The organism is Marinobacter sp. bablab_jr003, assembly GCF_016464245.1.
GTDB classification, from domain to species: Bacteria; Pseudomonadota; Gammaproteobacteria; order Pseudomonadales; family Oleiphilaceae; genus Marinobacter; species Marinobacter vinifirmus.
This window is the reverse complement of the sequence record NZ_JADARC010000033.1, coordinates 1-25,548: the sequence shown is the minus strand read 5'-3', so window position 1 is coordinate 25,548 and position 25,548 is coordinate 1. Positions and strand designations below refer to the sequence as shown.

At 55.2% G+C, this 25,548-nt stretch carries 20 protein-coding genes and 1 pseudogene; 9 read left to right on the top strand and 12 right to left on the bottom strand.

Annotated elements, in window-relative coordinates; genetic code table 11:
- Positions 1-21: 21 nt before the first annotated feature.
- From H3Z84_RS01955 to H3Z84_RS01930, 6 genes are all read right to left on the bottom strand, one after another.
- On the bottom strand, positions 22-1,239 hold the full coding sequence (locus H3Z84_RS01955; RefSeq protein WP_053113922.1) for a TolC family protein: 1,218 nt from the start codon (positions 1,237-1,239) through the stop codon (positions 22-24).
- Between the two features lie 204 nt (positions 1,240-1,443).
- Positions 1,444-1,800: a P-II family nitrogen regulator gene (locus H3Z84_RS01950; protein WP_199456065.1), complete on the bottom strand. Its 357-nt coding sequence runs from the start codon at positions 1,798-1,800 to the stop codon at positions 1,444-1,446.
- A gap of 17 nt (positions 1,801-1,817) precedes the next feature.
- Positions 1,818-4,925 carry an efflux RND transporter permease subunit gene (locus tag H3Z84_RS01945; protein WP_199456064.1) on the bottom strand — a complete coding sequence of 1,036 codons (3,108 nt, stop codon included), beginning with the start codon at positions 4,923-4,925 and terminating at the stop codon, positions 1,818-1,820.
- Positions 4,926-4,939: 14 nt separating this feature from the next.
- Positions 4,940-6,124, bottom strand: a complete 1,185-nt coding sequence (locus tag H3Z84_RS01940) for an efflux RND transporter periplasmic adaptor subunit (RefSeq protein ID WP_036208657.1) — start codon at positions 6,122-6,124, stop codon at positions 4,940-4,942.
- Between the two features lie 63 nt (positions 6,125-6,187).
- Positions 6,188-7,489, bottom strand: coding sequence for a TolC family protein (locus H3Z84_RS01935; protein ID WP_199456063.1), 1,302 nt, complete (start codon positions 7,487-7,489; stop codon positions 6,188-6,190).
- A gap of 285 nt (positions 7,490-7,774) precedes the next feature.
- Complete coding sequence (locus H3Z84_RS01930; RefSeq protein WP_199456062.1) at positions 7,775-8,503, bottom strand: TorF family putative porin; 729 nt, start codon at positions 8,501-8,503, stop codon at positions 7,775-7,777.
- 281 nt (positions 8,504-8,784) lie between these two features.
- Between H3Z84_RS01930 and H3Z84_RS01925 the strand changes: the two genes are divergently transcribed.
- On the top strand, positions 8,785-9,876 hold the full coding sequence (locus tag H3Z84_RS01925; protein ID WP_199456061.1) for an OprO/OprP family phosphate-selective porin: 1,092 nt from the start codon (positions 8,785-8,787) through the stop codon (positions 9,874-9,876).
- Positions 9,877-10,287: 411 nt separating this feature from the next.
- Here H3Z84_RS01925 and H3Z84_RS01920 read toward each other — a convergent pair whose 3' ends face one another.
- Complete coding sequence (locus H3Z84_RS01920; RefSeq protein ID WP_091855215.1) at positions 10,288-12,429, bottom strand: TonB-dependent receptor family protein; 2,142 nt, start codon at positions 12,427-12,429, stop codon at positions 10,288-10,290.
- Between the two features lie 961 nt (positions 12,430-13,390).
- On the opposite strand from H3Z84_RS01920, the gene H3Z84_RS01915 reads away from it, so the two are divergent.
- Complete coding sequence (locus H3Z84_RS01915) at positions 13,391-14,626, top strand: alginate export family protein (protein ID WP_091855223.1); 1,236 nt, start codon at positions 13,391-13,393, stop codon at positions 14,624-14,626.
- 327 nt (positions 14,627-14,953) lie between these two features.
- Positions 14,954-15,151 carry a hypothetical protein gene (locus H3Z84_RS01910; RefSeq protein WP_091855216.1) on the top strand — a complete coding sequence of 66 codons (198 nt, stop codon included), beginning with the start codon at positions 14,954-14,956 and terminating at the stop codon, positions 15,149-15,151.
- 239 nt (positions 15,152-15,390) lie between these two features.
- Here the strand turns inward: H3Z84_RS01910 and H3Z84_RS01905 are convergent, their stop codons facing one another.
- The 5 genes and pseudogenes from H3Z84_RS01905 to H3Z84_RS01890 form a co-directional block, all read right to left on the bottom strand.
- Positions 15,391-15,576 (bottom strand): hypothetical protein, encoded by a 186-nt coding sequence (locus H3Z84_RS01905; RefSeq protein WP_199456060.1) that lies wholly within the window; start codon positions 15,574-15,576, stop codon positions 15,391-15,393.
- Positions 15,573-16,070: a hypothetical protein gene (locus H3Z84_RS01900; protein ID WP_092034298.1), complete on the bottom strand. Its 498-nt coding sequence runs from the start codon at positions 16,068-16,070 to the stop codon at positions 15,573-15,575. The genes H3Z84_RS01905 and H3Z84_RS01900 overlap by 4 nt, the downstream gene beginning before the upstream one ends.
- A gap of 10 nt (positions 16,071-16,080) precedes the next feature.
- The gene (locus H3Z84_RS17010) at positions 16,081-16,320 is read right to left on the bottom strand and encodes a hypothetical protein (RefSeq protein WP_228285752.1); all 240 of its coding nucleotides are present in this window, start codon (positions 16,318-16,320) and stop codon (positions 16,081-16,083) included.
- A gap of 137 nt (positions 16,321-16,457) precedes the next feature.
- A pseudogene (locus H3Z84_RS17315) lies at positions 16,458-16,706 on the bottom strand (hypothetical protein); the annotation flags it as partial.
- Positions 16,707-16,834: 128 nt separating this feature from the next.
- On the bottom strand, positions 16,835-17,875 hold the full coding sequence (locus H3Z84_RS01890; RefSeq protein WP_199456059.1) for an SAM-dependent methyltransferase: 1,041 nt from the start codon (positions 17,873-17,875) through the stop codon (positions 16,835-16,837).
- Between the two features lie 432 nt (positions 17,876-18,307).
- Here H3Z84_RS01890 and H3Z84_RS01885 point away from each other — a divergent pair, with 432 nt between their 5' ends.
- From H3Z84_RS01885 to H3Z84_RS01860, 6 genes are all read left to right on the top strand, one after another.
- Complete coding sequence (locus H3Z84_RS01885) at positions 18,308-18,580, top strand: DUF5676 family membrane protein (protein WP_091854502.1); 273 nt, start codon at positions 18,308-18,310, stop codon at positions 18,578-18,580.
- A 40-nt stretch (positions 18,581-18,620) separates the two neighbouring features.
- A complete protein-coding gene (locus tag H3Z84_RS01880; RefSeq protein WP_199456058.1) occupies positions 18,621-20,975 on the top strand; it encodes a heavy metal translocating P-type ATPase in 2,355 nt (784 codons plus the stop codon).
- Positions 20,976-21,144: 169 nt separating this feature from the next.
- Positions 21,145-21,603, top strand: coding sequence for an ATPase (locus tag H3Z84_RS01875; RefSeq protein WP_199456057.1), 459 nt, complete (start codon positions 21,145-21,147; stop codon positions 21,601-21,603).
- 46 nt (positions 21,604-21,649) lie between these two features.
- Complete coding sequence (locus H3Z84_RS01870) at positions 21,650-23,164, top strand: thymidine phosphorylase family protein (RefSeq protein ID WP_199456056.1); 1,515 nt, start codon at positions 21,650-21,652, stop codon at positions 23,162-23,164.
- Positions 23,161-24,081 carry a ribose-phosphate diphosphokinase gene (locus H3Z84_RS01865; RefSeq protein WP_058091962.1) on the top strand — a complete coding sequence of 307 codons (921 nt, stop codon included), beginning with the start codon at positions 23,161-23,163 and terminating at the stop codon, positions 24,079-24,081. The genes H3Z84_RS01870 and H3Z84_RS01865 overlap by 4 nt, the downstream gene beginning before the upstream one ends.
- On the top strand, positions 24,078-25,433 hold the full coding sequence (locus H3Z84_RS01860; RefSeq protein ID WP_199456055.1) for an MBL fold metallo-hydrolase RNA specificity domain-containing protein: 1,356 nt from the start codon (positions 24,078-24,080) through the stop codon (positions 25,431-25,433). Before H3Z84_RS01865 ends, H3Z84_RS01860 begins: the two co-directional genes overlap by 4 nt.
- Positions 25,434-25,548: the final 115 nt, after the last annotated feature.

The window sequence follows — 25,548 nt, the reverse complement described above, 5'->3', positions numbered from 1 at the left end:
GAATATCCAGTTTCCAGACTATTATTGGAAGAGGGTGATCAGTTCGCCAGACTGGCTCAAGAGCTCAATCAGACCCAACTGCGCCTGCTTTTCCAGTTCAATACCGGTTTTCAGGCTCTCCGCGCGCTGGCCCAGCGCCTGGAGATACTCAGAGGTGGAGAGGTCGCCGACCTGCCACTGCTTCTCAAGCAAATCAGCACTTCGCTGTACACGCCCCTGGGAGAGTTCTGTCCATCGACGAAGTTGGGTGTCGTATCGCTTCCAGGCAGCTCGGGCGCCCGCCAGATCATACTGCTGCTTCCGATAAAGTGCCTGAAACCGAGCCTCGGCCTCTAATGATCGTCGGTTGGCAGCCTGGATTTCGGCACGGTAGTTATTACGGACATTCAGAGGGATCGAGAACGTCAGGCCAACCAGGTTCTCACCGCCATCACGCCCTCCGCTCAGCCCGACCGTGGGAGATGCCGCCGCTCTGCGACTGACCACCTCGGCTTCGCTCCGCAACACCTGCCACCTCGCGCGGGCAGCAGCAATTGACGGATGATCCAGCAAATTGTCGTTATCGACCCTGGAAGCAAGAGCCGGCCAAATGTGCCCGGGGATCCCCCCATCCTGAGGCCGCCAATCCGGCAGAAGCTCTCTGACCCGGGCTTGCGCCTGATCAACCGCAGCCTTTGCCTGGGCGAGTTCACTGAGCTGCTGAGAAAGGCTTAAAAAAAGCAGCTCTGCATCGGTACTCCCCAGGTCGCCCGCCTGCTGGCGTTGCTCAACCTGCTCCAGCAAGGCATCCAGACGGTGTTGCTGGGATTCCGCAATTTCTTCGGCACGCGTCGCCGCGCGCCACTCGACAAGCGCAAACAGCGACTCGGACGTTTGTGCCAAAACCGCCTCGTTCAAATCAGCTTCAGCGGAAAGCCTGATCAGCTTTGCCTTGTCCTTTAGCGCACCCTGTTGATCAGACCAATCGATCGTTTGTGATAGCCCTGCCTCAAAGTTGTTTTCACTGCCCGTTCTGTCTGCTCCAACAGACAGCTCCGGGTTATACAGCGGTTGTTCGCTTGCCTCAGCATCCGCATCCCGGGCTGCCGCCTGCTCTGTCGCCGCCATGACATCCGGATGCTTGCTTATCTGGCCAGTGAGCCAATTTGTCCAATTCACAGTCTCCGCTTGACCGAACAGAGGAATAGACAATAGTACTGAACACAGCAACGCCCTGGGCGAGTGCTTGCTTGCCTTCATCGACTTTCTCCCGAAGGGGTTGTTAGCCACAATTCATGGGGGCGAGACGCCCATGACAAGGTAGGTAGAGGTGGAGATAGTAAGTGAAAAGGTTGAAATGAACTTGAATTTGGAAGGCATTAGCTCAGGGAACTTGAAAGTGCTCCTCAATAAGGGCGGGGAGAAGCGGCATCGCGACTCATGGCCACGATGCCGCCATCCAATCTAGGAAAAGCGCTGGTTTGATGCCGGTTGAAGTGCGCTCTCGTCGGTCGCACCATCGTCGATACGAACAGCCCGAACCAGGCGGGATACAAGCACCTTGCCGTCACCCGGGTGCCCTTCCTGGGTTCTGCCCGTTCTGACAATGAGTTCCACAACTTCACCAGCGACATCATCGGTCGCTACGTCTACTTCCAGCTTGACCATCTTCACTTTCTCCAGAGGCGACTCATCGCCGACCAGATGACCAAATTCGCTGAGAGACACGACAGCAATACTTGCCACCCCCTTAACTTTGGCCAGAGCATCAACCACATGCCCTGCCATCACTTCTCTGACATACGCTTTTATTTCATACATAAACCGTCTCCTGACTATCAGACTGAAACGTCACGACGTTCAGATGCAAACCACTGGTACACACTGGGCAACACCACCAGCGTCAGCAGCGTTGAAGTGATCAGACCGCCAACCACAACCGTTGCCAGTGGCCGTTGGACATTAGAGCCAATGCCATCGGCCAGCAGCAGGGGAATCAGCCCCAGAATAGCCACAGAGGCGGTCATCAGAACCGGCCGCAAACGGCGTTGAGCACCCAGCTTGACTGCTTCAATGACTTCGTAGCCTTCGTCCCGCAACTGGTTGATGTAACTCACCATCACCACGCCGTTAAGTACGGCCACACCAAACACCGCGATGAATCCCACGGCAGCGGGCACAGAGAGGTAAAGCCCCGTCACAAACAGCGCGACAATGCCACCGGTAATCGCAAAGGGCACATTCATGAAGATCAGCACCGCATAGCGCAGACTACTGAATGCCGAGAAAAGAAGCAGGAAAATAAGCGCCAGGGTAATGGGCACAACGATCGCAAGCCGAGCCATGGCCCTTTCCTGGTTCTCAAACTGACCGCCGAACTCCACGAAATACCCCGGCGGCATGACCACTTGCTCCTCGATCCGCTTGCGCAAATCCTGAACAACACCGCCCATATCGCGACCACGTACGTTCATCTGCACGTACTGTCGCCGACTGGCATTGGAGCGCGAAATTTTCTTGGGGCCAGCGTACATTTCAACATCGGCCACCCGTGAAAGCGGGATGAGCTCGCCACTATTACCCCGGAGGGGAAGCTTTCTGATTTCATCGATGGACCCGCGATAGGACTCTTGCAGCCGGGCGAAGATCTCAAATCGCCGGACACCGTCGAAGACCAGCCCCGCGCCTTTACCGCCAATCCCGGTTTCGACCGTACTCATCAGGTTATCAATGCTGATGCCAAACTGCGCCAGCACTTCACGGTCGGGGCGAATAACGATCTGTTTTTTACCTGCGCTCTGCTGAGCGCGCACATCCGTTGCCCCCGGCACATCATTCGCCAGGGCCGCCACTTCCTTGCCGATCCGGCCCAACTCGTCGAGGTCGTCGCCGAAAATGCTGGCAACCAGTTGCGCCTGAACGCCTGAGAGGAGTTCGTCGGTTCTGAGCTGAATCGGTTGTGACAGATTGTTGGCAAGCCCGGGAACCCGCTCATCCAAAGACTCCGCAATCCGGCTCTGAAGGTCCTCATAGCTCACATCTTCTCGCCACTGATCCAGAGGCTTCAGATTGACGAGCGTCGCGACAACGTTCACGGGTTCAGGATCACCGCCCACCTCGGCACGACCGATCCTGGCATAGGTGCCGGTGACCTCTGGAAATTCATCGACAACGGACTGAATCCGTTTGCCATACTTGATGGCGGATTCAAGACTGGCTCCAGGAGGCAGTGTCGAGCGAATCTGGAACGTGCCTTCCCTGAGCGTGGGCACGAACTCGCTCCCGAGATAGGGAAACAGCAGGAGACTGCCGGCAAAGGCAATGACGGCCACGCCCATTACAATTTTAGGGGCTTTGACGACAGTATTCACCACCGGCTTGTATAGCCGGTTCAGGAACAGAACCAGCTTCGGCTCTTTGTGTTGTCCACCCATCTTGAATGACAGCGAGGCCAGAACCGGCACCAACGTCAACGCGAGTAACAGCGCACCGATCAACGCAAAACTGATGGTGTAGGCCATGGGCGAAAACAGCTTGCCCTCAACGCCCTGCAGCGTAAACAGCGGCAGAAAAACGATAATAATGATGCCAATGGCAAACACAATCGGACGAGCCACTTCCCGGGCAGATTCACCTACAAGCCTCAGAACACTGACCTTTTCCTCTGATCGTTCTTCCAGATGTCGGAAGATGTTCTCTATCATCACAACGGCGCCGTCCACCATCATACCGATGCCGATAGCCAGCCCCCCCAGACTCATCAGATTGGCGGACAGGCCCGAAATCCGCATCGCAATGAATGCGAAAAGCACAGACAACGGCAAGGTCGCCACCACGATCAGTGTGGAACGTATATTTCCGAGGAACAGATAGAGGAACACCAGCACCAGAACCGAGCCCTCAAGTAATGCTTTCTCGACAGTGCCTATGGCCTTGTCCACCAACTCCGCCTGGGAGTAATAAGCCTCTATTTTCAGCCCTTCGGGAAGTGACTTGTTCAGATCATCGATTTTTGCGTTGACGTCCTCGAGTACCTGACTGGTGTTGGTTCCGATCAGCTTCATCACGTAGCCGCCCACGGACTCCTCGCCCGAGGACACCTCCGCGCCGCGGCGAATTGCCGGTCCAAGGCTAACCTCTGCCACATCCCTGACATAAATAGGAGACTCTCCCTCACTCTTGGACACAATGATGTTCTGGATGTCCTCGATGCCCTCGGTACCTGAATTAACCCAACCGTAGCCGCGAACTATATACTCTTCACCTCCTCGCGTAATGAAAGAGGCGCCGACGTTCCGATTATTCTGGGTGAGGGCGCCGCGAACGTCAGACACTGTCAGGTTCCTTGCCTGAAGCTTCTGCGCATCGATATTGACCTGATACTGTTTTACCTCGCCGCCGATGGACAGCACACCGGTTACACCCGGAACGGTTCTGAGCTGGGGCTTGACAATCCAGTCCTGGATCGTGCGGATTTCCTGCAGGCTGTATTGATCCTTATCCTCAGCTTCCAGGGAATACATCAGGATGCGCCCAAGACCGCTCGCTATGGGCCCGAGTTCCGGCTGCCCCATCCCTTCGGGAATCTGGCGCTTGGCCTCGGAAAGCCGTTCGTTTACCAGCCGCCTGGCGAAGTAGATATCGGTGCCATCTTCGAAATAGATGGTCACCCGCGACAACCCGAAAATCGACGTGCTCTGCACTTTTTCCAGCTTGGGAATTCCATACATGCTGATCTCAACGGGATAGGAAATCAGCGTTTCGATATCAACCGGCGACAGACCAGGACTGGTGGTAAACACCTGAACCATGGTCGGCGTCGCGTCCGGAAACGCATCCACCGGCAGTTTTTGAAATGAAAATACGCCGGCAACGATCACGGCGATAGCAAAAACAAGCGTCATCAGACGATTGTTCAGCGCATAATTCACAATTGCGTTGATCATGCTCCCCCCGGGGTTTAGTGTCCGTGAGCGGCGCTGCGGCCACTGGCGGTAATGGCCGACATCAGATCAAAAGCGCCTACTGAAACCACTTCCGTGTTTGCGCTAATGCCGGACTTGATCTCGATCCAGTCGTTTGCCTCCTTGCCAAGCGTGACGGGAACCGCCTTGTAAGCCCCTTTCTCATCGCCCGGAACAAACACAACGGAGTCATCGCCAATGGTTTGAACCGCATCATCCGGAACCAGCGGCAGTGAGGCCTCCGATTCCGTCATGATTCTGGCCGTGGCATAGGTATTCGGGCGAAGGTCGCCTCTGGGAGACTCCAGCACAACGCGAACCGGGATGGTGCGGGTCTTTTCATCGAGCATGCTCGACACCCAGGATACCTGCCCACTGTGAAACCGGTCAGAACTTGAATCCCTGGAGGAAATCTGAACCTCGTCTCCCGTTGAAATCTGGTCAATATCGGATTCGGACACCTGAAGAATGGCCCACAACACCGAGGCATCCGCCACGATGAAAGGCGTATCCGACGGACTCAGCGTTTGCCCCAGACGAACATGCATCTGCTCGACACGCCCCTCAATGGGTGAGCGGAGCGCGTATTGCGCCAGCCCCCCACTGTCACCTGACGACTCGCTGCCGTAAACCGCCAGTTGTTCCCGCACGGAATCGTACTCCGCTTTTGTTTCAAGAAAGGCAGCCTTGGCATCCAGGAACTCTTCTTCACTGGAAATACCCTGTCCCTGCAACTCCCTTTCACGATTGTAGTCAGACTCGGCCGCTTCTTTGCGGGCCTCCAGCGAGATTAACCGGGAGCGAATCCGGGCCAGCTCCACACTGTTCAGGGTTGCCAGTAACTGCCCCTTATTGACACGATCCCCCAGATCAACCGCCAACCCTGTCAGTTTTCCCTCCAGCAGCGGACCAACCTCGGCCACGCGGTCCGGCACATACTGAATCTCGGCAGGTGCCGTAACAATTGCGCCAGCGCGCCCCTTGGCAGCCGCCACAGTCTGAATCGACAGTAACTCTGTCTGCTCCGGCGTCAGATGGATCTGGCGGGACTGGTTTTCCTCTCCGGCATGCTCGGCTTCTTCATTTTCGTGCTGGTCACCCTCGGCTTCTCCGGCAGCGTATGCCTGCTGCAAGCTCAGAGCGCCGACAACTATTAACAGTATCTTCAGATTGCGAATCATTCATTCACCCTCAATATTTAGAGAACGGTACTAAGAGAACGGTCAATTTTGAGTTTCATACCCTCAGGAACCGGCTGACATCGACAGAGCACCTCCTGTGCTTATCTCCAGCGCCCGGACGGCATCGATATAATCATTCTGCGCCTGAACGTATTCCTGCCTTACCGACAGGAGATTGTCCTGTGCCGCCAGAACATCCGAGGCACCGACCTTGCCCGCCCGAAGTGCTTTCTGCATCAACTGTAATGTTTCCTCTGAACGCTCCAGGATCGACTCGTTCATCTGGCGCAGCCGAACGGCGGTGGATTCGTACCGGGCCACAGCTGACACAACCTGACGCTCTGTAGCCAGGCGCAAGGCCTCTGCCTCAAGCTCGGAGGTTTTCAGCCGCGCAGCAGCTTGTCTCTGCTCACCGGAATAATCATGAAAAACGGTCAAAGGCATCGACACCCCTGCACCGAAAAGGTTGGAGCCTTCCTCACGATCATAAAATCCGAAGACTTTCAGATTTGGAATCGTCAGGCTTTTCGCAACTTCAAGGCCAGATTCATCCGCTGCAATTCTGGCGGCCGCCGCTTTCAGGTCCGCTCTCTGACTCTGTGCCATCTCGACAAGCTGGCTGGTCGGAGGCAGGTCTTCGAGCGTCACATCAAGCTCGCCGGTCACCCCAACGGCATCGGAGGGGGACACCCCGAGCACTTCGGTAAGGTCAATTTTTGATTGCTCGAGCTTTTGTTCCGCCGAGGCTTTTTGATTCCGGGCCCTGGCAAGCCCAATGACTGCGGTATTGAGATCAATCCGGGTTTGTTTACCCTGTTTTACGGACATTTCAACCAGGTCTTTGGTGCGTTGCATAAGTTCAACGGCACGGGTTGCGGTTTCCAACTCTTTCTGAGCCAGCAGTATCCGGAAATAGGCGGCCCGCACCCGCGCCTTGGTGGCTACCTTCAGGTATTCAAGCTCCTGTTGCCGGGACGTGAGATTACTCCGGGCACGCGACTGCCCAAGGTCGCCGCGATTACCCATCCAGATCTCCTGAGTAACCCTCACCCCATATTCCAGGGACTCGTCGGCCTGATCCGGGGCCTGACGGGCCCCCAACTCAAACTCTGGATTGCTCGGCGCCCAGCGGCTGGCATGATCAAGCTGTCCCTGCTGTATCGAGACCGCGGCCCGCCTCAAAGCCAATACCGGGCTATTCTCGAAAGCCATCACCATGGCCTGGTTCAGGGAAACAGCCTGGCTGGATTTGGCCTGCTGATATTCTTTCAGCGACACACTCTCTTTTGCCTGGGCCGACACCATAGGAGAGACGGCCAAGGCTCCCGGAACTATCATCGCGCACAACAACAATCGTTTGTTCATTCAGTATCATCCTGGCTGTTTGACTGAGGTCAGTGAGTCAGCATTTTTGCGTGGGAATCTGGAACGACCTTACAGACAAACCTTTAATACAGTTTGAAATTCAGGCACCGGATAAGAAATGAGCTTTGGCGGCAGGGGGGGGCAGAGGTAAGGGCGAGGATGTCGAGTCACCGGGCGTCAAGGCAGGCGCACGATGGTGGGTTCTTGCATGATAAATAAAAACCGGCCCGTCATTTGGGCCGGCTTTTTATTCTGGATCTGAATTGCTTGTGATCACTTGGCCGATCAGAAACTCCTGCTCCAACCCAGCCAGAACTTCGGATCATCCGAGTTGACAGAGCCAAGCTCGTCGGTTGACTCAATGTCCGCGTACTCCACGTTAACACTGAAAGAACCGAAGTTTCCCGCATCCTTTGTAACGTTGGCGGCGACGTGTGAATAACTTGCCTCGCCGACAGAAGCCTTGCCGTCATCAGCGAAGTCGTAATAGCCAAGCGTCACACCGGCACTGTAGCTGTCCTCCAGAGGCACCCCAACAGAGGCGTAGTAATAGGCATCCCCCTGCACGAACACCCCATCACCACTGGTGTCGCTGTTGATCGTGTAGGCCAGGCCGATGGCCGCAATGCCATAACTGATCTCGCCGTACAGTTCGCCGAAGTCGATGGAGTCCGGCGCGTCAGGATACGCATAATAAATGTACCCAACGTCATAACCCAGTTCTTCCACAGAGCCGGAGAATCCGGCATAAAGGTCAAGCTCATAGCTGGTGCCGTCACCAAAATCGACATTGGAACCCCAACCACCGGCGTAGAAGCCCGACGCATGCTCATAATCCAACCCTCCCTGGACAGCCGCAGCCCCGTCTGTCTGGGTGACGCCCCGGAACAGATAGTTGCTGCTGGCGCTCACATTTGAGCTGACGTCAGCGCTAACAATGGCGGGCGCAGCCTGAAGTGCTGCAAGCAAAGTGATACTGATAAATCCGGATTTGGTGAAAAACTGCTTCTTCATAATGGATACCTTCGGTTGGGTTTCATTGCTCCAAATATGATTCAGCAAAAGTCTTGCCACATCTTATTTATTCTTGTTTATCATAATTATAGAGACAAATCGGCACATTCTGAGCTTGCCCCCGAAAAACGACCGCAACACCTAGCGCCCCAGAACCTGTCACCGGCCCGGACCAGCGCCCTGTTTTGATGCATTCTCTGTAACCATTCTGTAATCTTTGCCAAATAGACTTTAATCGCGCTTCAACACACACAACCAAACCGAAAAAGGTGAGACAGATCATGAGCAAGAAATATTTGGGCTTGGCTTTGGCGATTTCTGCCGCTTCTGCTGCACAGGCCGGAACCGTTACGACCAGCGGCGAAGACCTTGTGATCGATACCGACAGCGGTATCAAAGTGAAAGTGTCGGATAACTCTGCGTCTTTTCAGCTCGGCGGGCGCCTTCAATGGGATTACGACGCCACGCAGTCTGACGACAAAGGTGACACTACCGATTTCGACGTGCGCCGGGCACGCCTCTACGCCAAGGGCCACTTTGGCGACTGGGCGTACAAAGCCCAGTTCAACGTGGCTGAGAGTAGTGATGATAAAGGCAACGCCGGCGGGACCGCTGAGGACCTGTACATTCGCTACCTGGGATTTGGCTCAGCTGCAACCGTGACTATTGGTAAGCAGAAAGAGCCATTCGGCCTGGAAGAATTAACGAGCTCAAAAGACATCTCAGCGCTTGAGCGATCTGCCATGACCGAGCGTTATGCCCCCGGTCGCAGCGGTGGCATCCAGCTCAGCGGCAAGGGCAGCAACTGGACCTACGGTATCGGCTATTTCGAGGCAGACGGCGATGGCAGCGACGACTTCAATAACACGGCAGTAACCGCACGGGGCACGTTTGCACCGATTCAAACGAATAATCTGGTTGCTCATCTTGGTGCGGGCTATACCACGCGTGACGCCGACACTCAGGCCGAGGAGGTCGACACGTTTAATCTGGAACTCGCCGGCGCTTCCGGGCCCTTCCATGCCCAGGCCGAATATTTCGATTCCGAAGAAGGCCAGGTGGATGTTGATGGTTATTACGTACAACTTGGCTGGATCATCACCGGCGAAAGCCGCCCTTACAAAGCCGGAGCATTCAAGCGGGTAAAACCGGCATCACCCAAAGGGGCCTGGGAAGTTGTTGCCCGCTTTGAGGATGGCGACGGAAAATACAGTGATGTGGGGCTGGCCACGACCGACGGCGAGCAGACAACACTGGGCGTTAACTATTACGCCAACAAGAATGTTCGACTTGGAATGAGCTACATGGATGGCGAAGAAGCCAATGGCGCTAGCGGAGATGAAGTGCGTGCGAGGTTACAATATGCATTTTGACCGCATGGCGGGTTCTTGAATAAGCTTACCACTTGATTAGGGCACTGGTACGGGAAACATTGCGATCAAAAAACAATCGGAAAATTCAGTTAGAGTTCAGTTTAGCTTGATATAGTTCTTGCGAGTTAACGAAGTACTCAGGTTTTTAGGGCAGATATTCATCTGCCCATTTTTTTGTCTGCCCCGCTCTGAATAGAGCTCATCTGAAGTTTCTGGGTACATAGCTATCTGGCAATAATCAATTCCTGAAAAAGGGGCGCACCGACGCGCACGTGGAGTCGTCTGGCAGTCTGTCGGGATTAGGTTGTTAGGTCTCTCATAGCCAGAAAACCCCGGCTGGAAACCAGGGCTATGACAGAGAGGGAATGCAAAGGCGAACTCGCCGCCGATCAGTTGGCCTTGGGTTGTTGATCAGAAATTAACGCTGATCCCCAGCGAAGCGGTACGTGGCATGTTTGGCCTGGCGCCATCGGGCAAACGTGAAACAATTTGCTGTTCATCGAACAGGTTGTCCACTTTCAGGAAGACATCGGCACTGGCGGTCAGCGCGTAACGGCTGATGAAGTCGACCAGGAACAGGGATTCGGTCTCGTCCAGTTCGGTGGCCGTGTTGTTGCATCCCGCGCTCACACACATCTCATCGACGTAGGTAGTCACCAGATAGTTGTCCCAGCCGCTCTGGTGCTCCATGCCGACCCGCAGGCTCATCTGGTTTTCCGGAACGTCTTTGAGCTGCTCGCCTTTTTTCAGGCCAGAGGCAGCATTGTCCTTGCTGATTTCCGCCTGGGTAAAGGTGTAGGTAAGGCTGACCGGAAGGTAGAAGTCGCCCGCCTCGGTGCCGGTCTGGAGCTGGAATTCCGCACCGGCAATTTCAGCCTCGCCGGTTACGAAACTGCCAGAAGTGGCGTCATTGCTGCACGGCGAGCCCACTGAACAGTTTTCAGCCTTGTTGGAGAAATCGCTGTAGAAGCCGATCATTTCCGCGAAGAACGCATTGCCAAAGTAGCGGACGCCGGCTTCCCAGTTCTTGCTGGTTTCCGGTTCTTCGTTTGCCCTGGCACCACCTCCGAGAGGGGAGAAACCCCGGTGCACACCGCCCAGAACCTGCCAGCTTTGGGTCAGGTCGTAGGTAAAGGAAGCGCCGGGCAGGAGTTCAGCGCTGTCATTGGCGCGGGTGCTGTCGATGGTTGTGCGGCCGGGATCCGCGTATTGGGTGCGACTGGTCTGCACATCTTCGTAGCGCAGGGCCAGATTAATGCTGAGCTTGTCCGTCGCCTGCCATTTGTCGAGTGCCCAGAAGCTCAGGGCTTCGCCGGTCTCGAAGCGGTTGTTGCTGCCCGTTGGGGCCACGCTGTTCTGGAACACCAGGGAGCCATTGACCTGGTCGTACACATCCACCGGCTGGAAGCGATCCATTTCATCTTCGTGGGCGCGGGCGCCGAAGTCGAATTCGTGGTTGCCAATGTTTACATCGAAGTTTGTCTGCACGCCCTGGGAGACGTACTCTCTGGCGTTGTTCTTGTAATTCAGGCCGCTGGTGTCAACGGTACCGTCGAGAATACCCTGGGCATTGGCGTCACCGGCGTTTGCCTGGTCGATGATGTTTCCGGCGCCACTGAGCTTGTACCAATTGCGTTTGAAGTCGTTGCGATAGAGGGTTGTGGTGCTGCTTACATTGTCGCTCCACTCGAACTGATGAGTCAGGCTGACACCGGAGTGAGTATTATCCATCTGGTCGGGACTGGAAAGCCCGTAGCGCCGGTTGGGGTCCTGGTTGAAGTCCGCATCCGTCAGTCCGACATAGGTCGAGTTGGAGGTTTCCTCGGAATACTGCAGCTTGGCGGTCACGCTCTGGCGATCACCCTGCCAGCGTAGCTTGCCGACATAATCACTGATGTCGAAGCCACTGTTGCGGTTACTTCGGTCAATGTCCTTGAAGCCTTGCGCTGAGCGCTGGACCGTTTCAAACAGGTAACCCCAGTCACCGTTCGTGTCGCCATAGGTTGCATGAACGTCGGTGGAGCCGCGCTCGTTGGTGACGGCTTCGACGTAGCCCTTCTGCTCGTCGGGAATGGGTGTGGAAATCAGGTTGATCACGCCGCCGGTGGTTTGCGGACCATAGCGCAGCAGCGGGGCACCCTTGAGTACTTCCAGCGAGGACATGCGCTTGAACGTCGGGAAATAATAGGCGGCCGGATTGGAGTAGGGCGCCGGGGCGATCAGAACGCCATCTTCCATCAGTGTGACGTTGCTGCTGCGCTCGGCGGTGGCACCGCGAATGCCAATGTTAGGGCGCAGGCCCTGACCTTCCTCTTCCCGTACATACACGCCCGGGACGGTTTTCAATACCTGGTTGATGTCGGCCTCAACCTCGGTTTTCAACTGCTGATCGCCAACTACATAGCCTGACCCCGGCAGAGTTTGGGCTGCAGACGCATCGCCAATGATTTCCAGGGCTTCAAGGGTCTGGGGCTGGTCATCGCCAGCGGCAGAGCCCATGGCTGGGGCCAGGCTGATCGCCACAGCCAGTGATAGTTGGGAAGGTCTAAACATACGGTTGTTCTCCGTTATCATTGAATTTGCCGGATGCAGGTGATAATGATTAGCATTACATTTCGAAACTTTATGGTTTTGTAACTATTAAGTCAATAGCCAATTCTTATGGGTCGAAACGTGTCAACAGGCTGAAAACCGTCAACTCCCGCTTTTCCTTTATCGACCGAGAGGATTGTTCAGATAGCTTGCGGGTATGCCGATGCTAATGACGTCAACACCCTGCGCCATGGCCCGGTGTTCAAGCCGGACGCCGAGTGAAACCGCTTGAGGCAGAGTAGGGTCTGGCCAGCGCGCCGGCCTTCTCAGCCCTGGAGAATGCTGTGAGTGCCTAGGGTGTGCGGGTAATTCTATAAACTAGAGGCTGCCGGGGAGGGTCACGAGATTTACTCTAGGCTGTGTATAGGGTCAGAGCTACGGCATCCTTCAGCGTCAAATCAAGTTGATTCTGAGAGGCGTCAAATTGTTTGTCGCATTATGCTGGTTTACTAAGCAGCCTCGCCGAACTGGAGCCGAGTCTGGGTTGTTCCTGCTGGTCTACTGGAGTTCTCGTTTTTCTGTCGAGTTTTCCGCCTCTCCGATCCGCATTTGGGGTTCATTGCCTTTGGCAGGCTGACTATGGGGCAGCTGTTAAATCTGCAAATGATCATTGGTGGCTTTTTCTAGGATTTGAGGAAATAAGCGCCGCACAGTCCTTCAAGCCCAGAGGTATCTCAATGGAATGAGCCGCAAACGAGGCCCGTAGGGACGGCTCTGTGAGACGGATGAGGTGATGGCACCTTGTCCTGCTCGTTTTGTCTGTGAGCTTTTGGAGGTACCCCTTGCGAGTCAGGCTCAACCTGACCGATATCAAGGTTGCCGCGGACATAGGCGCCCTAAACTGAATTATCGACTCATGAATGAAACATTGACTCCACTCACCCCTTATACGGCCACAGAAGGTACCACTAGGATGAAAACGATGCTAACGCCGCTCCCTGCCAGGAAAGGCCAAAGAAACCAGAAGTCGTTGCTGGCCTTGGCCATTGGTTCACTTCTGGCCTCTTCCGCGACGCCTGTCCTGTCCCAGACCCTTACCGACGCCTTGACCGGGGGAGCGGTTTCGCTTGAAGTTCGCTACCGTTACGAATTTGTGGATCAGGACAACCCTCTCGATCAAGCCCATGCTTCCACCGTTCGAACCCGACTGGGGTACCGGACTGGTGATTTCCAGGGGTTTGAGGTGTTTGCCGAGGCGGAAGATGTGACCGCTGTGGGGAATGAGAACTACAATAGCACCATTAATGATACAACCGATCACTCAGTGGTCGCTGATCCGACGGAAACCGAAGTCAACCAAATTTACGTACGTTACAAAGGCCTTCCGGATACCACACTGACCTATGGTCGTCAGCGCTTTGCTCTGGACAATCACCGGTTTATAGGCACAGTTGGCTGGCGCCAGAATGAGCAGACCTTCGATGCCTTTATCGGCGCCAACGAGTCGCTTCCAGACACGACGATTACAGCGGGCTATCTTTACAATGCTAACCGGATATTCTCGGACGCCAGCCCGAATGGCAATTTCCCCATGCAGTCGCCGATTCTTAATGTTCAGTATCAGGGGTTGGCCGCCGGAACCCTTACCGCCTACGGATATCTGTTCGACTTTACCACCGCAGACGTCAACTCAACCCAGAATTTTGGCTTGCGATTCACTGGTGGCACCGATGTAACGGAAGACGCCAAAGTCCTGTACACTCTGGAGTACGCAATCCAGAAGGACTATGCAGACAACCCGCAAAGCTTTGAGGCCGCCTATTGGCTGGCGGAAGCGGGCCTCGCCGCGTATGGCGTTACGGTCAAGGTGGGCATGGAAACCCTGGAGTCGGACGACGGCCGATCATTTCAGACTCCTCTGGCTACGCTTCACGCAATGAACGGTTGGGCCGACCAGTTCTTGGTCACCCCGGACGATGGCCTGCAGGATCTTTACGTATCGGCGGGTGCCGCAGTAAAGGGAGTCAAGTTGCTGGCCATATTTCATGACTACAGCAGTGACATCAATAGCTTGAGCTATGGCTCTGAGCTGGGGCTGCTGGCTGCCTACCCAGTCAACAAACATTACACGGTGGGTGCCAAGTTCGCCAGCTATGCCGAGGATGGTCGCGGTGTGGATACGGACAAGGCCTGGTTGTGGGGACAGGTCAAGTTCTGACTTTCTCACTGTTGCGTTAATCAGACATCCGCCTGAAAGAAAGCGGAGTCACCCCGACCGAGGGGAAGATAATCCGAATGGCAGGGGCCACTGGCTAACGGTGCGGTCGAGGAGGCCTCAGGAAGTTTTCCGCACACAACACGAATCGCGGTCAGCTCTGTTACGCAGGCGTGTGGCTGGCCGGCGATCATCCGCGACTTACGGGTCTTTAAGCCCTCCGCGAATGGTTTCAAGGACGGCGCTCGGTCCGTGGCAATGTCATAAATTTACAGAAATTGATGTGTTATCTATGCTTTATGCAGAAGCTAAACAACAAGGAGAAACAAGATGGGTAAAGCTATTAATGGTAAGTTCGAGAACATGGATCAGGCACACAATACGCGAGACGACCTTATTGGCAGCGAAATTCCACAGGATCTGATCTATATTGATAAGGATGAGCAGACGATCCGGGTGATGTTGCCGGCGGAGGAAGCAAGAGAAGTCTATGAAATATTTGACCGACACGGTGTCACTTATAAGTGAACGCTCGTTAACATAGATCCCTGATCTTCAAGCCGCCTTCTTTCGCCTTAGCTCCACTCGCATGACGTTAATACCGCCTGTGCGACCCAGCCGATCAACGTGGCGAGAGGCCCATAGGAGATGACGCCTTTATAATCCACGTCATAGGGAGCAAGCTCTTCCGCCAGATCGATATAGACCCTCGGGGTGACAAAATTGTTTTTGCTTTCAAAAGGTTCCTTTAAGCTGTCGCGAGTGGTTTACCCACCAACCATCAGATCTTTTAACCAACCCTGCTTCAGGCAGCGTTTGAACTCGCTGTGGCTCAGTTCCCTGTAGATGACGGTTATGCCCAGAAGCTCTGAAACAGCAACGCCCCCCCACACCGCGCCGCAAAAAGGTAGACTAAGTGTAGTTGATGCCTTTTCCCATGCTTTCTTGCTCAATGACAGTCACTGTTTTTGGTCAGGTGTGCGAGATTGTCGAGCTCACACTCCTCGCTGTAATGAATCAGCCCGCGTTTTACCTGTTCCGCCATACCTTTTGACAGCCGGGCTGCCGCCTGTTCGATGGTTTTTTCGATATCTTCCAGGGAAGCCTGCAGCAGATCGTAAGTCACATACAGCTCCTGATCCGTGAAGTCCACTGCATCAATACCCATCAGCGACTGCAGTGATGTTTTCAAATCAGCCTTGAGGTCATCGCTGATTATTTCGCGGAGTCGCATGCGGCGTTTTTTTAGAATCACTTGATTTTTCTGCTTGGGCGACAATCCGTGTTGAGGATCGCCCACAAACAGATGCGGGCGGGATTTAAATCGCTCTAGGCACTGACGCGAACAGAAATAGTGGTTGATACCCTGGTAATTCCATAGTAGCGAGCGATTGATTTTTTTCATATCACACACGGGGCAACGAATCGTGGACGCCAGCTTGTTCATCAAGCCCTCCTCAGGGGTTTTGGCCTATACCATTCAACAGTTGGTGTAGCTCGCTTTCAGTGGTTAATGCCAGCGTGGTGGAAGAGTCGATCACCCGGTTATAGGTCTCCAGGGTTTTGACAAAGTCATACAGATCACGGGATATTTTCGACTGGTTATACGCCGCTGCGTAAATTTCCGTGGCTTTCGCGTCCGCCACCCCCTGAATGGTTTGAGCTTCCCGATAGGCTTCAGACTCAATGCGCTGCAAATCCTTTTCCTTGTCGCCGATAATTAGCGGCTTCGCCGGCACCCTCGGAACGGAATCGCTCGGCAATCTGCTGGCGTTTGCTGATCATTCTGGCGAACGCTTTCATTGTAGTTGATCCGCTTAAAACGAATGTCGGGCAATTCAATGCCAAATTTAGCCATCTTTGCCGAAGCCGCGGCAGAGATGTCCGCTTCTATTAGCTGCCGCCCCCGTCGGACGGACCGCGGTTGGCCAATCACCGCTTTTGTGAGCGGCTGGTCGAAGGCGGGCTCCCTGCCTTTCTTGGTGTGTGCAAGTTCTATCAATTCGTGTTTGGCAACAGCTTTGCGGGTTTCACTACCGAGAATATCTTCCAGTCGCGACCGAACACTGTAATCGTCCCGCAACCGCAATGCCTATATACAGAGTGATCTGACGTGGTGAAACCGGTATATCCGACAAGGAGGGGCGGAATCGATCGTTCATGGTTGTTTCCTTTTATCGATTAATGATTCCTGCAATCGACGGACACGCGTTAACCGGTTGTGGCATCGGTGCCTATCTCCAACACATTGTTATCAAGATATTGATGTGGTGGAATAATCAGGTTGGTGGGTGCCCGCAAAAAGTCGTTGCCGGAGCGATACCGCTCAAATCGCTCCTCGGCAATGGTAATGGTTTGTATCAGTGCCTTGCCGCCGGGTCTCAGATAATCGTGTACATCCTTCATGTAAGTGGGCCAATAGGACTCGCCCACGTGTTCAAACATCCCGATTGATACCACGTAATCAAACGGCCCCGACAGTTCCCGATAGTCCTGTAAACGCACCTCGGTATTTCCCTCCAGTCCGGCGGACCGGAGTCGTTGGCGGGCACAATCCGCCTGTTCGCTGGACAAGGTTGCCCCGGTTACATGGCACCCGTGTGCAGTTGCCACTTCCATAAAACCGCCCCAGCCACAGCCTATTTCCAGGATGCGGCTTCCCCGTTCCGGTGCCAGTCGCTGAAGGATCCGCTCATATTTCGCTTGCTGTGCCTCGTAAAGCGAGAGGGACTCGTTGCCACCAAACAGGGCGCAGGAGTAGGTCATGCTCTTATCCAGCCAGAGCTGATAAAAATCGTTGCCTAAGTCGTAGTGCTCATGGACGTTTTCACGGCTGCGCTTAACCGTATTGGAAAACAACCGATGCTTGAACCAATGCCATAACCTGAGCCCCACGCTAGAGCGTAAAGCGCGGTCAAAAACGACTATGTTCACCGTGACAAGGCGCATTAGGGCAAGCAAATTGGGCGTGGACCATTTGCCTGCCATGTAGTCTTCTCCCAGTCCCACATCACCGTGGGTGATCAGACGATCAATGACATGCCACTGCAGGATTGTCATTTCTGCATGTACACCGTCTTGCTTCCCTTCATGGCACGTCTTTTCTCCATCTGGCCATGTAAGTGATAACGAGCCGAACTGAAGAGATCTCAGCGCCTTTCGAAAAAGATTGAGCTGAATGATGCTGCTTTTCCCCGCAGGCCTTTTTTGAGGCTCAAGGTGCATGCTTGCCGAGAAAGATTCGTTGCTCATGCCTTTCTCTCCTCAGAGTGTTCCTAGAAAACATGTTTCCAGTAAATTCAATAACCGGCAAGTGCATGCGTCATCAATTTTAGGACATTGTTTCTAATTTGATCGAGATCAAGGTGTGCTCTGTTTCGGTCCGGTAATTCAGTTTGAATTCAGGCAGATGTGGTTGACTTGCGTCAGGAAATGCCATGCCCGGGCCTGAAGCAATGCAAAGGCAGCTGGTACAGCAGCAGACTGGAGAGGTCTTTATGGAATGGTTGGCGGAAAACTGGTTCTCGGTGCTTATTGGCATCGTTTTCGTGGGCATGCATATGTTCGGTCACGGAGGACATGGTGGTCACGGCGGGGGCGGGCATGGTGGACATAGTGCGCCGGACAAGTCGGAAAACGACCCGGACAGACGTTCTGGCCATCGGCATTAACGGAGGACGGAACATGCTTGACACAAGACTGGTTACCTGGGCGTTGGGCCTCTTTGCGGCGGTCACCTTCATCGTTTGCGTGATCTATGGACTGGTGACGCCGCAAAGCCTGCACATGCACACGTTTCTCGAGCAGGTGCTGCCGGCGTTCAAGTGGCTGACCTGGTGGGGATTTCTGCTCGGATTGATTGAGAGTTTTCTATATGGCGCTTATGTCGGGCTGGTGTTCTGCCCGATCTTCAATTGGCTTCATCGCCATCTCGGTGTCGGGCGCGCGTCGGGCTGACGAAAGCTCCGGTCTGCAAATAAGGAAAGGGAAACAAGGAATGAAAAATACCGTTGTGGAGATCCGCGGCTTGCTATCGGCACTGAGTGCCCGGGGCGTAGAGAAACAGCTATTGAGATTGCCCGGCGTCAAGAAGGCCGAGGTCAACTATGTGGCCGGCAGCGCGACCGTCACCTATGATGAGGCGACGGTGGACCTTGAGGCTATCAAGGCCCGGATACACGAGTGCGGCTATCACTGTTCCGGAGAACAGTTGCCCAGGCACGTTTGCGACCCGGGGGACCCGCCGACCGAAGCCGGGGCTGTGTCCACGCCCGTCCACGATGGCCATGCCTCCCACACCGGCCACGACGATACGGCGCATCCTGCTGAACACGGCGAACATACTGGCGCAAAGGACGAGATGGCTCACGAGATGGGCCACGGCGGCAGCATGGACATGCAGGCAATGGTGCGCGACATGCGCAACCGTTTCTGGGTCTGCCTGATCTTCAGCCTCCCGATTTTCATTTATTCGCCCATGGGTGGGATGTTCGAACCACCGGTGCCACCCTTCGGACTGCGGCTAGACCTGTGGTTGCTATTACTGGCAAGCATCGCCGTGCTCTGGCCAAGCTGGCCGTTCTTTGTTGCCGCCTGGCGCGCGCTGAAAAACGGCGTGCTCAACATGGCTGTGCTGGTCGTTCTCTCGGTGGGTACTGGCTACCTGTTCAGCGTCGGTTCCACGCTCTTTTTCCCGGGTGTGCAGTTTTTCGAGGCGGTGGCGGTGCTGCTGGTGTTCATCCTGCTCGGCCATTGGCTGGAGATGCGCGCCCGTGCCGGTGCCTCGGACGCCATCCGCTCGCTGATGGATCTCGCGCCGCCCAAGGCCACTGTGTTGCGTGATGGCCAGGAACGGGAGGTACCCACCGCTGAGGTTCTGAAGGACGACATCGTCGTGATCCGCCCCGGCAATAAGATTCCGGTGGACGGTGAGGTCTTGGAGGGCGAGTCCCTGGTGGATGAGTCCATGCTCACTGGCGAGTCCATGCCGGTGGAAAAAAAGCCCGGCGATAAGGTGATCGGGGCCACCATTAACAAGAGCGGCAGTTTCAGGTATCGCGCCACCAAGGTAGGTTCCGACACCGCGTTAGCGCAGATCGTCAAGCTGGTGCAGGAGGCGCAGAACTCCAAGGCCCCGGCGCAGCTGCTGGCGGACAAAGCGTCACAGTGGCTGGTGGTGATTGCCATCGTAATCGGCCTGCTCACCTTCGCCGTCTGGTTCTGGTGGATCGGCCAAAGCCTGCTGCTTGCCGTGACCCTGACTATCACCGTGTTCGTGATCGCCTGTCCGGATGCCCTCGGCCTTGCAACGCCCATGGCGGTGATGGTGGGCACCGGCCTCGGTGCCAGGAACGGCATCTTGTTCAAGAATGCCTCTGCACTTGAGGATGCCACCCGGCTGGATATTGTGGTCTTCGACAAGACCGGCACCCTGACCATGGGCGAGCCGCAGGTGGTCGAGGTGGTCGTGGTGGCGGGCAGCACCGAGGAGGCGGTCCTCGCACTGGCGGGGACGGTGGAGCAGGGCTCGGACCATCCTCTGGCCCAGGCGATACAAAGTAAGGCCGAAGGCTTGCAGCTTGATCCGCTGACCGGCTTCACCAACATCGAGGGCAAGGGCGCGCGGGCGGAGATTGGCAGCAAGACCGTGCTGCTCGGCAACCGCCGGCTGATGGACGAAGAGAAGGTCGACATGGCGAGCCTGAAGGACGAGGCCGCGCGTCTGCAGAGTGCGGGCCAGACCGTGGTGCACGTCGCCCAGGACGGGAAGCTGGTCGGCCTTATCGCCATTGCCGATGCGCCGCGCCCCACCGCTACTGCCATGGTCAAAAAGATGCGTGAACGCGGGGTGGAGGTGGCGATGCTCACCGGCGACAACCAGGCCACCGCCGAGCGCATCGCCCGGGAACTCGGCATTGAGATGGTGATCGCCGATGTCCTTCCGGGGCAGAAAGCAGACAAGATCAAGGAGCTCCAGGCTCAGGGCAAGAAGGTTGGCATGGTGGGCGACGGTGTCAATGACGCCCCGGCACTGACCCAGGCGGAGGTGGGTTTTGCCATTGGTGCCGGCACCGACGTGGCTATTGAGAGCGCTGACGTGGTGCTGATGAAGAGCGACCCCTACGATGTGCTGGGAGCCATCGAGCTGTCGCGCGCTACCCTGCGCAAGATGCACCAGAACCTGTTCTGGGCGGTGGGCTATAACGTCATCGCCTTTCCCGCGGCGGCAGGCGTGTTCTATCCGTTGGTGATAAGCCCAGAAGTAGCGGCGCTCGCAATGTCTGGAAGCTCCGCTCTTGTTGCGGTAAATGCACTCCTGTTAAAGCGCACCCAACTGGACGGCTTAGGGTAGACGAACACTTCCAATTGGAAAAATTGATGTTCATCAAGCCCACGCTATTGAGCGACTCTTTTTGCATCTTTTGTTGGGGTTTTTCAGTGTGAATTCAGGCTTATGAGTTTAAGTGGTAGGTAATTGCTGTTTGCTGACATGATTAATGACAACAAGGGGGAACGGGTAAATGGACATCAAAACCTTCGGAGAACTTATTAACTGGACACGGGATCTGCATGCTCACCTTGCACGATGCCTGTCACATTGCGCCACGAAGAATGAAGAGGAGCGAGCACGGGCGCTGCTGGACTATCTGGCGACCCATGAATCGGAAATGGAACGTATCGTGAATGAATTCAAGTCGCAGGGCGATTTCAAAGCATTGGAGACAAGGGTCTACGACTACCTGTCTCACCATCCCATTAAGACCCACAGAACCTGCGATGAGCCATACGCACAGCTGGATTTTGAGGGCATATGCAGAGAAGTATTCGATTTCCATGATCAGATAGAGGACCTTTATCGTACCATGGCCGACAAAGCCGAAATTCCCGAGGCGAAAGAATTACTGCAGTCGTTGCTAACCATGGAAGAGAACGAAGCTATGCGATTGGCCAGGCAGATAGGGCGTATGAACGACCTCTGATCAGAACACTGAAATTATTCTTCAACGCAGAAAAGGATGTTGATACATGGTGGCGTCTTCCAGTCAGTTACGGGTTTTCAAGATGGGTATCAATACTCATCAGGAGCCTGTCGTCTACATGCGTGATGATTGTGATGTGTGCCTTTCAGAAGGATTCGCCGCCAGTTCCAGGGTGGGAATTTCCTCGCAGGGACGTTCCATCATCGCAACTCTCAATATTTCGTCTGATGAAACGGTTCCCAAAGGGTATGCGGGGCTTTCAGATATCGCCATAGAGCGGCTCGGGGTGGCTCAGTCTGACCTGGTTTCAGTACATCATGCGCCCTATATCGAATCCTTGAGTCTGGTTCGTCGGAAAGTATTCGGACACAGCTTGCTTCCGGCTGAGATGGCTCGCATTGTCTCCGATATCTCCGCACACAAATACAGCGATGTCGAAATAGCCTGTTTCCTGAGCGCTTGTGCGGGTGGCAGATTAGGTTTCGATGAGATTGTTGCTTTGACCCAGGCGATGGTGAATTGCGGACAACAGCTCGATTGGCCAGGCGTGGATCGTGTGTTCGACAAACACTGTGTTGGAGGCCTGCCGGGCAACCGGACCACGCCGCTGGTTGTGTCGATCGTCAGCGCAGCAGGCTTAGTAATGCCTAAAACCTCCTCCCGTGCCATCACCTCACCGGCGGGAACAGCGGACACCATGGAAGCGCTGACCAATGTGAGGCTTGGGCTGAACGAGATTCGCCGTGTGGTCAGAGAAACCGGTGCCTGTCTCGCCTGGGGTGGGGCGATGAACCTCAGCCCGGCTGATGACCTGTTGATTCGCATCGAGAGAGCGCTGGACCTTGATGGTGAGGGCCAGCTCGTGGCCTCGGTGCTGTCCAAGAAGATTGCTGCCGGTTCCACCCATGCGGTGATTGATATTCCGGTGGGGGAGACGGCCAAGGTTCGAACGCCCGGCGATGCCGACCGGCTGGCCTCTCTTTTCACAAGCGTTGGGGCGGCCTGTGGGCTGAAGGTACGCTGCATCGCGACAGACGGCAGCAAGCCGGTTGGTGCAGGGATCGGGCCGACAGAGGAGGCCCGTGATGTTTTGGCCGTGTTGCAGGGAAAGCGGGGTGCGCCGGAGGATCTACGGAGCCGCGCCATCTTGCTGGCTGGCCATTTATTCGATCTGGCCGATGGTCTTGGCGTGAAAGAGGGGATGATCAAAGCAGAGCGATTACTTCAAAACGGCTCTGCCTGGGAGCAGTTCAAGCGCATAACAAAGGCTCAGGGGGGACTGAAGAGCTTAGGTGAAGCCCGTTTTCGGCGTCCAGTTCTGTCCTCGGAATCCGGAACAATCGTGTCTATCGACAACCGTCGGCTTGCCCGTGTCGCCAAGCTGGCAGGAGCGCCTGCCAGTTCTACCGCAGGACTACGGCTGCTGGTGAACGTCGGCGATATCGTCATTAAGGGAGAGCCTCTCTATGAGTTACTCAGTGACAGTCCGGGACAGCAGGATTATGCGCTGGCGTTTAACGATATGGGGCCGGCAATCTTCACTGTATCGCAAGAGGAATGACTGTGGGCATTATTGAAAAAAATGTGCTGTTTAGCCTCACCCCGCACCCATTACAGGAGAAGCTTTGTGATCAGCTTAACTTGGAGCCGGGAAGTTTGGAGGTGCGGAGGTTCCCTGATGGTGAGTCCTACTTACGTGTGCTCACATCAGTCAAAGGTGCGAACTGCGTAATATTGGCCGACCTAACGCATCCAGACACCAAATACCTTGCTCTCCTGTTTCTCTTTGAAACTCTCCGGGAACTCGGTGCCAGGTCGATTGGGTTGGTGGCGCCCTATCTTTGCTATATGCGCCAGGATCGACGCTTCGAAGAAGGGGAGGCGGTCACTTCCAGGGTGTTTGCCCAGTCTTTGTCTTTACATATCGACTGGCTGATCACCGTTGATCCACATTTGCACAGGTACCAGTCTCTTGACGAAATCTACAGCATACCCACGCAAGTTGTTCAGGGAGCACCGGCGCTGGCGGATTGGCTACGGGGGCAAAACGGTCTGTTGCTGGTAGGTCCGGACGCGGAAAGTGAGCAATGGGTATCAAGTATCGCGCAGGCCAGTAACCATCCTTATGTCATTGGCACCAAGCAGCGTCTGGGTGACCGGCGCGTTGAAGTCACCTTGCCGGATATCTCGGCGTATAACGGCCGGAAAGCCGTCATCATTGATGACGTTATTTCCAGCGGACGCACCATTGGCGAGTGTGTCAGGGCACTTAAGGCGCAAGGCACGGAGGCCATCCTGTGTGCGGCGGTGCATGGCATTTTTGCGGAGGCCTCGGACACCTACCTTCTGGGTACCGGCCTGCAGACGCTGGTGACCACCAACACGGTTCCACACAGCAGCAATGAGATCGATGTCAGCGAGTTGCTGGTGCCGCCGGTCAGGCATTTTCTCAATCAGGTGGAGGGTGAGCGCCGATGAACATTACATTTCTGGGTGGCACGGAAACCGTGACCGGCTCCAAGTTCCTGGTTGAAACCGGCCAGACACGTGTATTGGTCGATTGCGGCCTGTTTCAGGGGTACAAGTGGCTGAGAAAGCGCAACCGGCAACCGTTGCCGCTCGATATTGCCTCGCTGGATGCCGTGCTTCTGACCCATGCCCATCTGGATCATTCAGGCTACATCCCCGTGTTGTACAAGCAGGGCTTCCGGGGGGCGGTTTATACCCATCACGCCACCCGAGAGCTATGCAGCATATTGCTGGCCGATAGCGGCCATCTTCAGGAAGAGGAGGCACATTACCTCGGCCGCCATAAGCTGAGCAGGCATGAGAATCCGGAGCCCCTGTATGATCAGGAGGATGCAGAAGCCTGCATGGAGCTGTTTCAGTCGGTGGACTTTCACCAAGTGATCCAGCTCGGTGATATACGCTTTCATCTGCGACCGGTCGGGCACATTCTCGGGGCGGCCTGTGTCATCATCGAGGCGGAAGGTAAATGCGTCGGTTTTTCCGGCGATGTGGGCCGCCTCAATGATATTTTCATGAGGCCACCTGCGCCTCTGCCAGCTCTGGACATGCTGATGCTGGAGTCAACGTATGGCAATCGTCGCCACGACGATGCGGACCCGTTGTCGCAGTTGGCAGACATCGTTAATGAAACCGTCGACAAAGGGGGCAATATATTGATTCCGGCCTTTGCTGTGGGCAGGGCGCAGGTCTTGCAGCATATGCTCACCGACCTGATGAAGGCGGGACGAATTCCAAGGTTGCCAGTTTATCTGGATAGCCCCATGGCGATTGATGTTTCTGAGATTTACTGCCGCTACGAAGATCAGCATCGGTTGAGCAGTTCAGAATGCCATGAAATGTGCAGCACCGTTCACTATAGCCGCAGCGTCCAGGACTCCAAGGCGCTGGCTGACCAGGCCTACCCGCACGTAATTATTGCAGGCAGCGGTATGGCAACGGGCGGTCGCATTCTTCATCACTTCAAACGTCTCCTCGGCCAGCACCGTACAACCGTTATCTTTGCCGGTTATCAGGCAGGGGGGACACGAGGCGCCAAAATGGTTGATGGAGCGGAAAGGATCAAGATCCACGGCGACTGGATTCCGGTCAAGGCCCGGCTGGAGGTGTTGAGTGGGCTTTCCGGACATGGAGATTTCACAGAGATTGAACAGTGGCTGGCTCAAAGTGACTTAGCCCCCGAAACGCCGATCAACCTGATCCACGGTGATCCGGAGGCGCTGGAGGCCATGAAGGATCACTTGCGTCAGAACACCCGGTTTGAGGTGGATGTGGCAGGCTACCAATCCATTTTGCGTCTTTGATGTGAGACCGGGCAAATACCCGGGGTAATCCGGATATTTACGGCGAGGATTTCTAGTAGGCCACCATTAACGTCAGTAGAGTTATCAGGGAGAGATCATGAACGGCTATTCCATT

Excerpts from the sequence above, each read along its gene's own strand:
- H3Z84_RS01955 (WP_053113922.1), bottom strand. The coding sequence starts at position 1,239 with ATGAAGGCAAGCAAGCACTCGCCCAGGGCGTTGCTGTGTTCAGTACTA.
- H3Z84_RS01950 (WP_199456065.1), bottom strand. The coding sequence starts at position 1,800 with ATGTATGAAATAAAAGCGTATGTCAGAGAAGTGATGGCAGGGCATGTG.
- H3Z84_RS01945 (WP_199456064.1), bottom strand. The coding sequence starts at position 4,925 with ATGATCAACGCAATTGTGAATTATGCGCTGAACAATCGTCTGATGACG.
- H3Z84_RS01940 (WP_036208657.1), bottom strand. The coding sequence starts at position 6,124 with ATGATTCGCAATCTGAAGATACTGTTAATAGTTGTCGGCGCTCTGAGC.
- H3Z84_RS01935 (WP_199456063.1), bottom strand. The coding sequence starts at position 7,489 with ATGAACAAACGATTGTTGTTGTGCGCGATGATAGTTCCGGGAGCCTTG.
- H3Z84_RS01930 (WP_199456062.1), bottom strand. The coding sequence starts at position 8,503 with ATGAAGAAGCAGTTTTTCACCAAATCCGGATTTATCAGTATCACTTTG.
- H3Z84_RS01925 (WP_199456061.1), top strand. The coding sequence starts at position 8,785 with ATGAGCAAGAAATATTTGGGCTTGGCTTTGGCGATTTCTGCCGCTTCT.
- H3Z84_RS01920 (WP_091855215.1), bottom strand. The coding sequence starts at position 12,429 with ATGTTTAGACCTTCCCAACTATCACTGGCTGTGGCGATCAGCCTGGCC.
- H3Z84_RS01915 (WP_091855223.1), top strand. The coding sequence starts at position 13,391 with ATGCTAACGCCGCTCCCTGCCAGGAAAGGCCAAAGAAACCAGAAGTCG.
- H3Z84_RS01910 (WP_091855216.1), top strand. The coding sequence starts at position 14,954 with ATGGGTAAAGCTATTAATGGTAAGTTCGAGAACATGGATCAGGCACAC.
- H3Z84_RS01900 (WP_092034298.1), bottom strand. The coding sequence starts at position 16,070 with ATGAACAAGCTGGCGTCCACGATTCGTTGCCCCGTGTGTGATATGAAA.
- H3Z84_RS01890 (WP_199456059.1), bottom strand. The coding sequence starts at position 17,875 with ATGAGCAACGAATCTTTCTCGGCAAGCATGCACCTTGAGCCTCAAAAA.
- H3Z84_RS01885 (WP_091854502.1), top strand. The coding sequence starts at position 18,308 with ATGCTTGACACAAGACTGGTTACCTGGGCGTTGGGCCTCTTTGCGGCG.
- H3Z84_RS01880 (WP_199456058.1), top strand. The coding sequence starts at position 18,621 with ATGAAAAATACCGTTGTGGAGATCCGCGGCTTGCTATCGGCACTGAGT.
- H3Z84_RS01875 (WP_199456057.1), top strand. The coding sequence starts at position 21,145 with ATGGACATCAAAACCTTCGGAGAACTTATTAACTGGACACGGGATCTG.
- H3Z84_RS01870 (WP_199456056.1), top strand. The coding sequence starts at position 21,650 with ATGGTGGCGTCTTCCAGTCAGTTACGGGTTTTCAAGATGGGTATCAAT.
- H3Z84_RS01865 (WP_058091962.1), top strand. The coding sequence starts at position 23,161 with ATGACTGTGGGCATTATTGAAAAAAATGTGCTGTTTAGCCTCACCCCG.
- H3Z84_RS01860 (WP_199456055.1), top strand. The coding sequence starts at position 24,078 with ATGAACATTACATTTCTGGGTGGCACGGAAACCGTGACCGGCTCCAAG.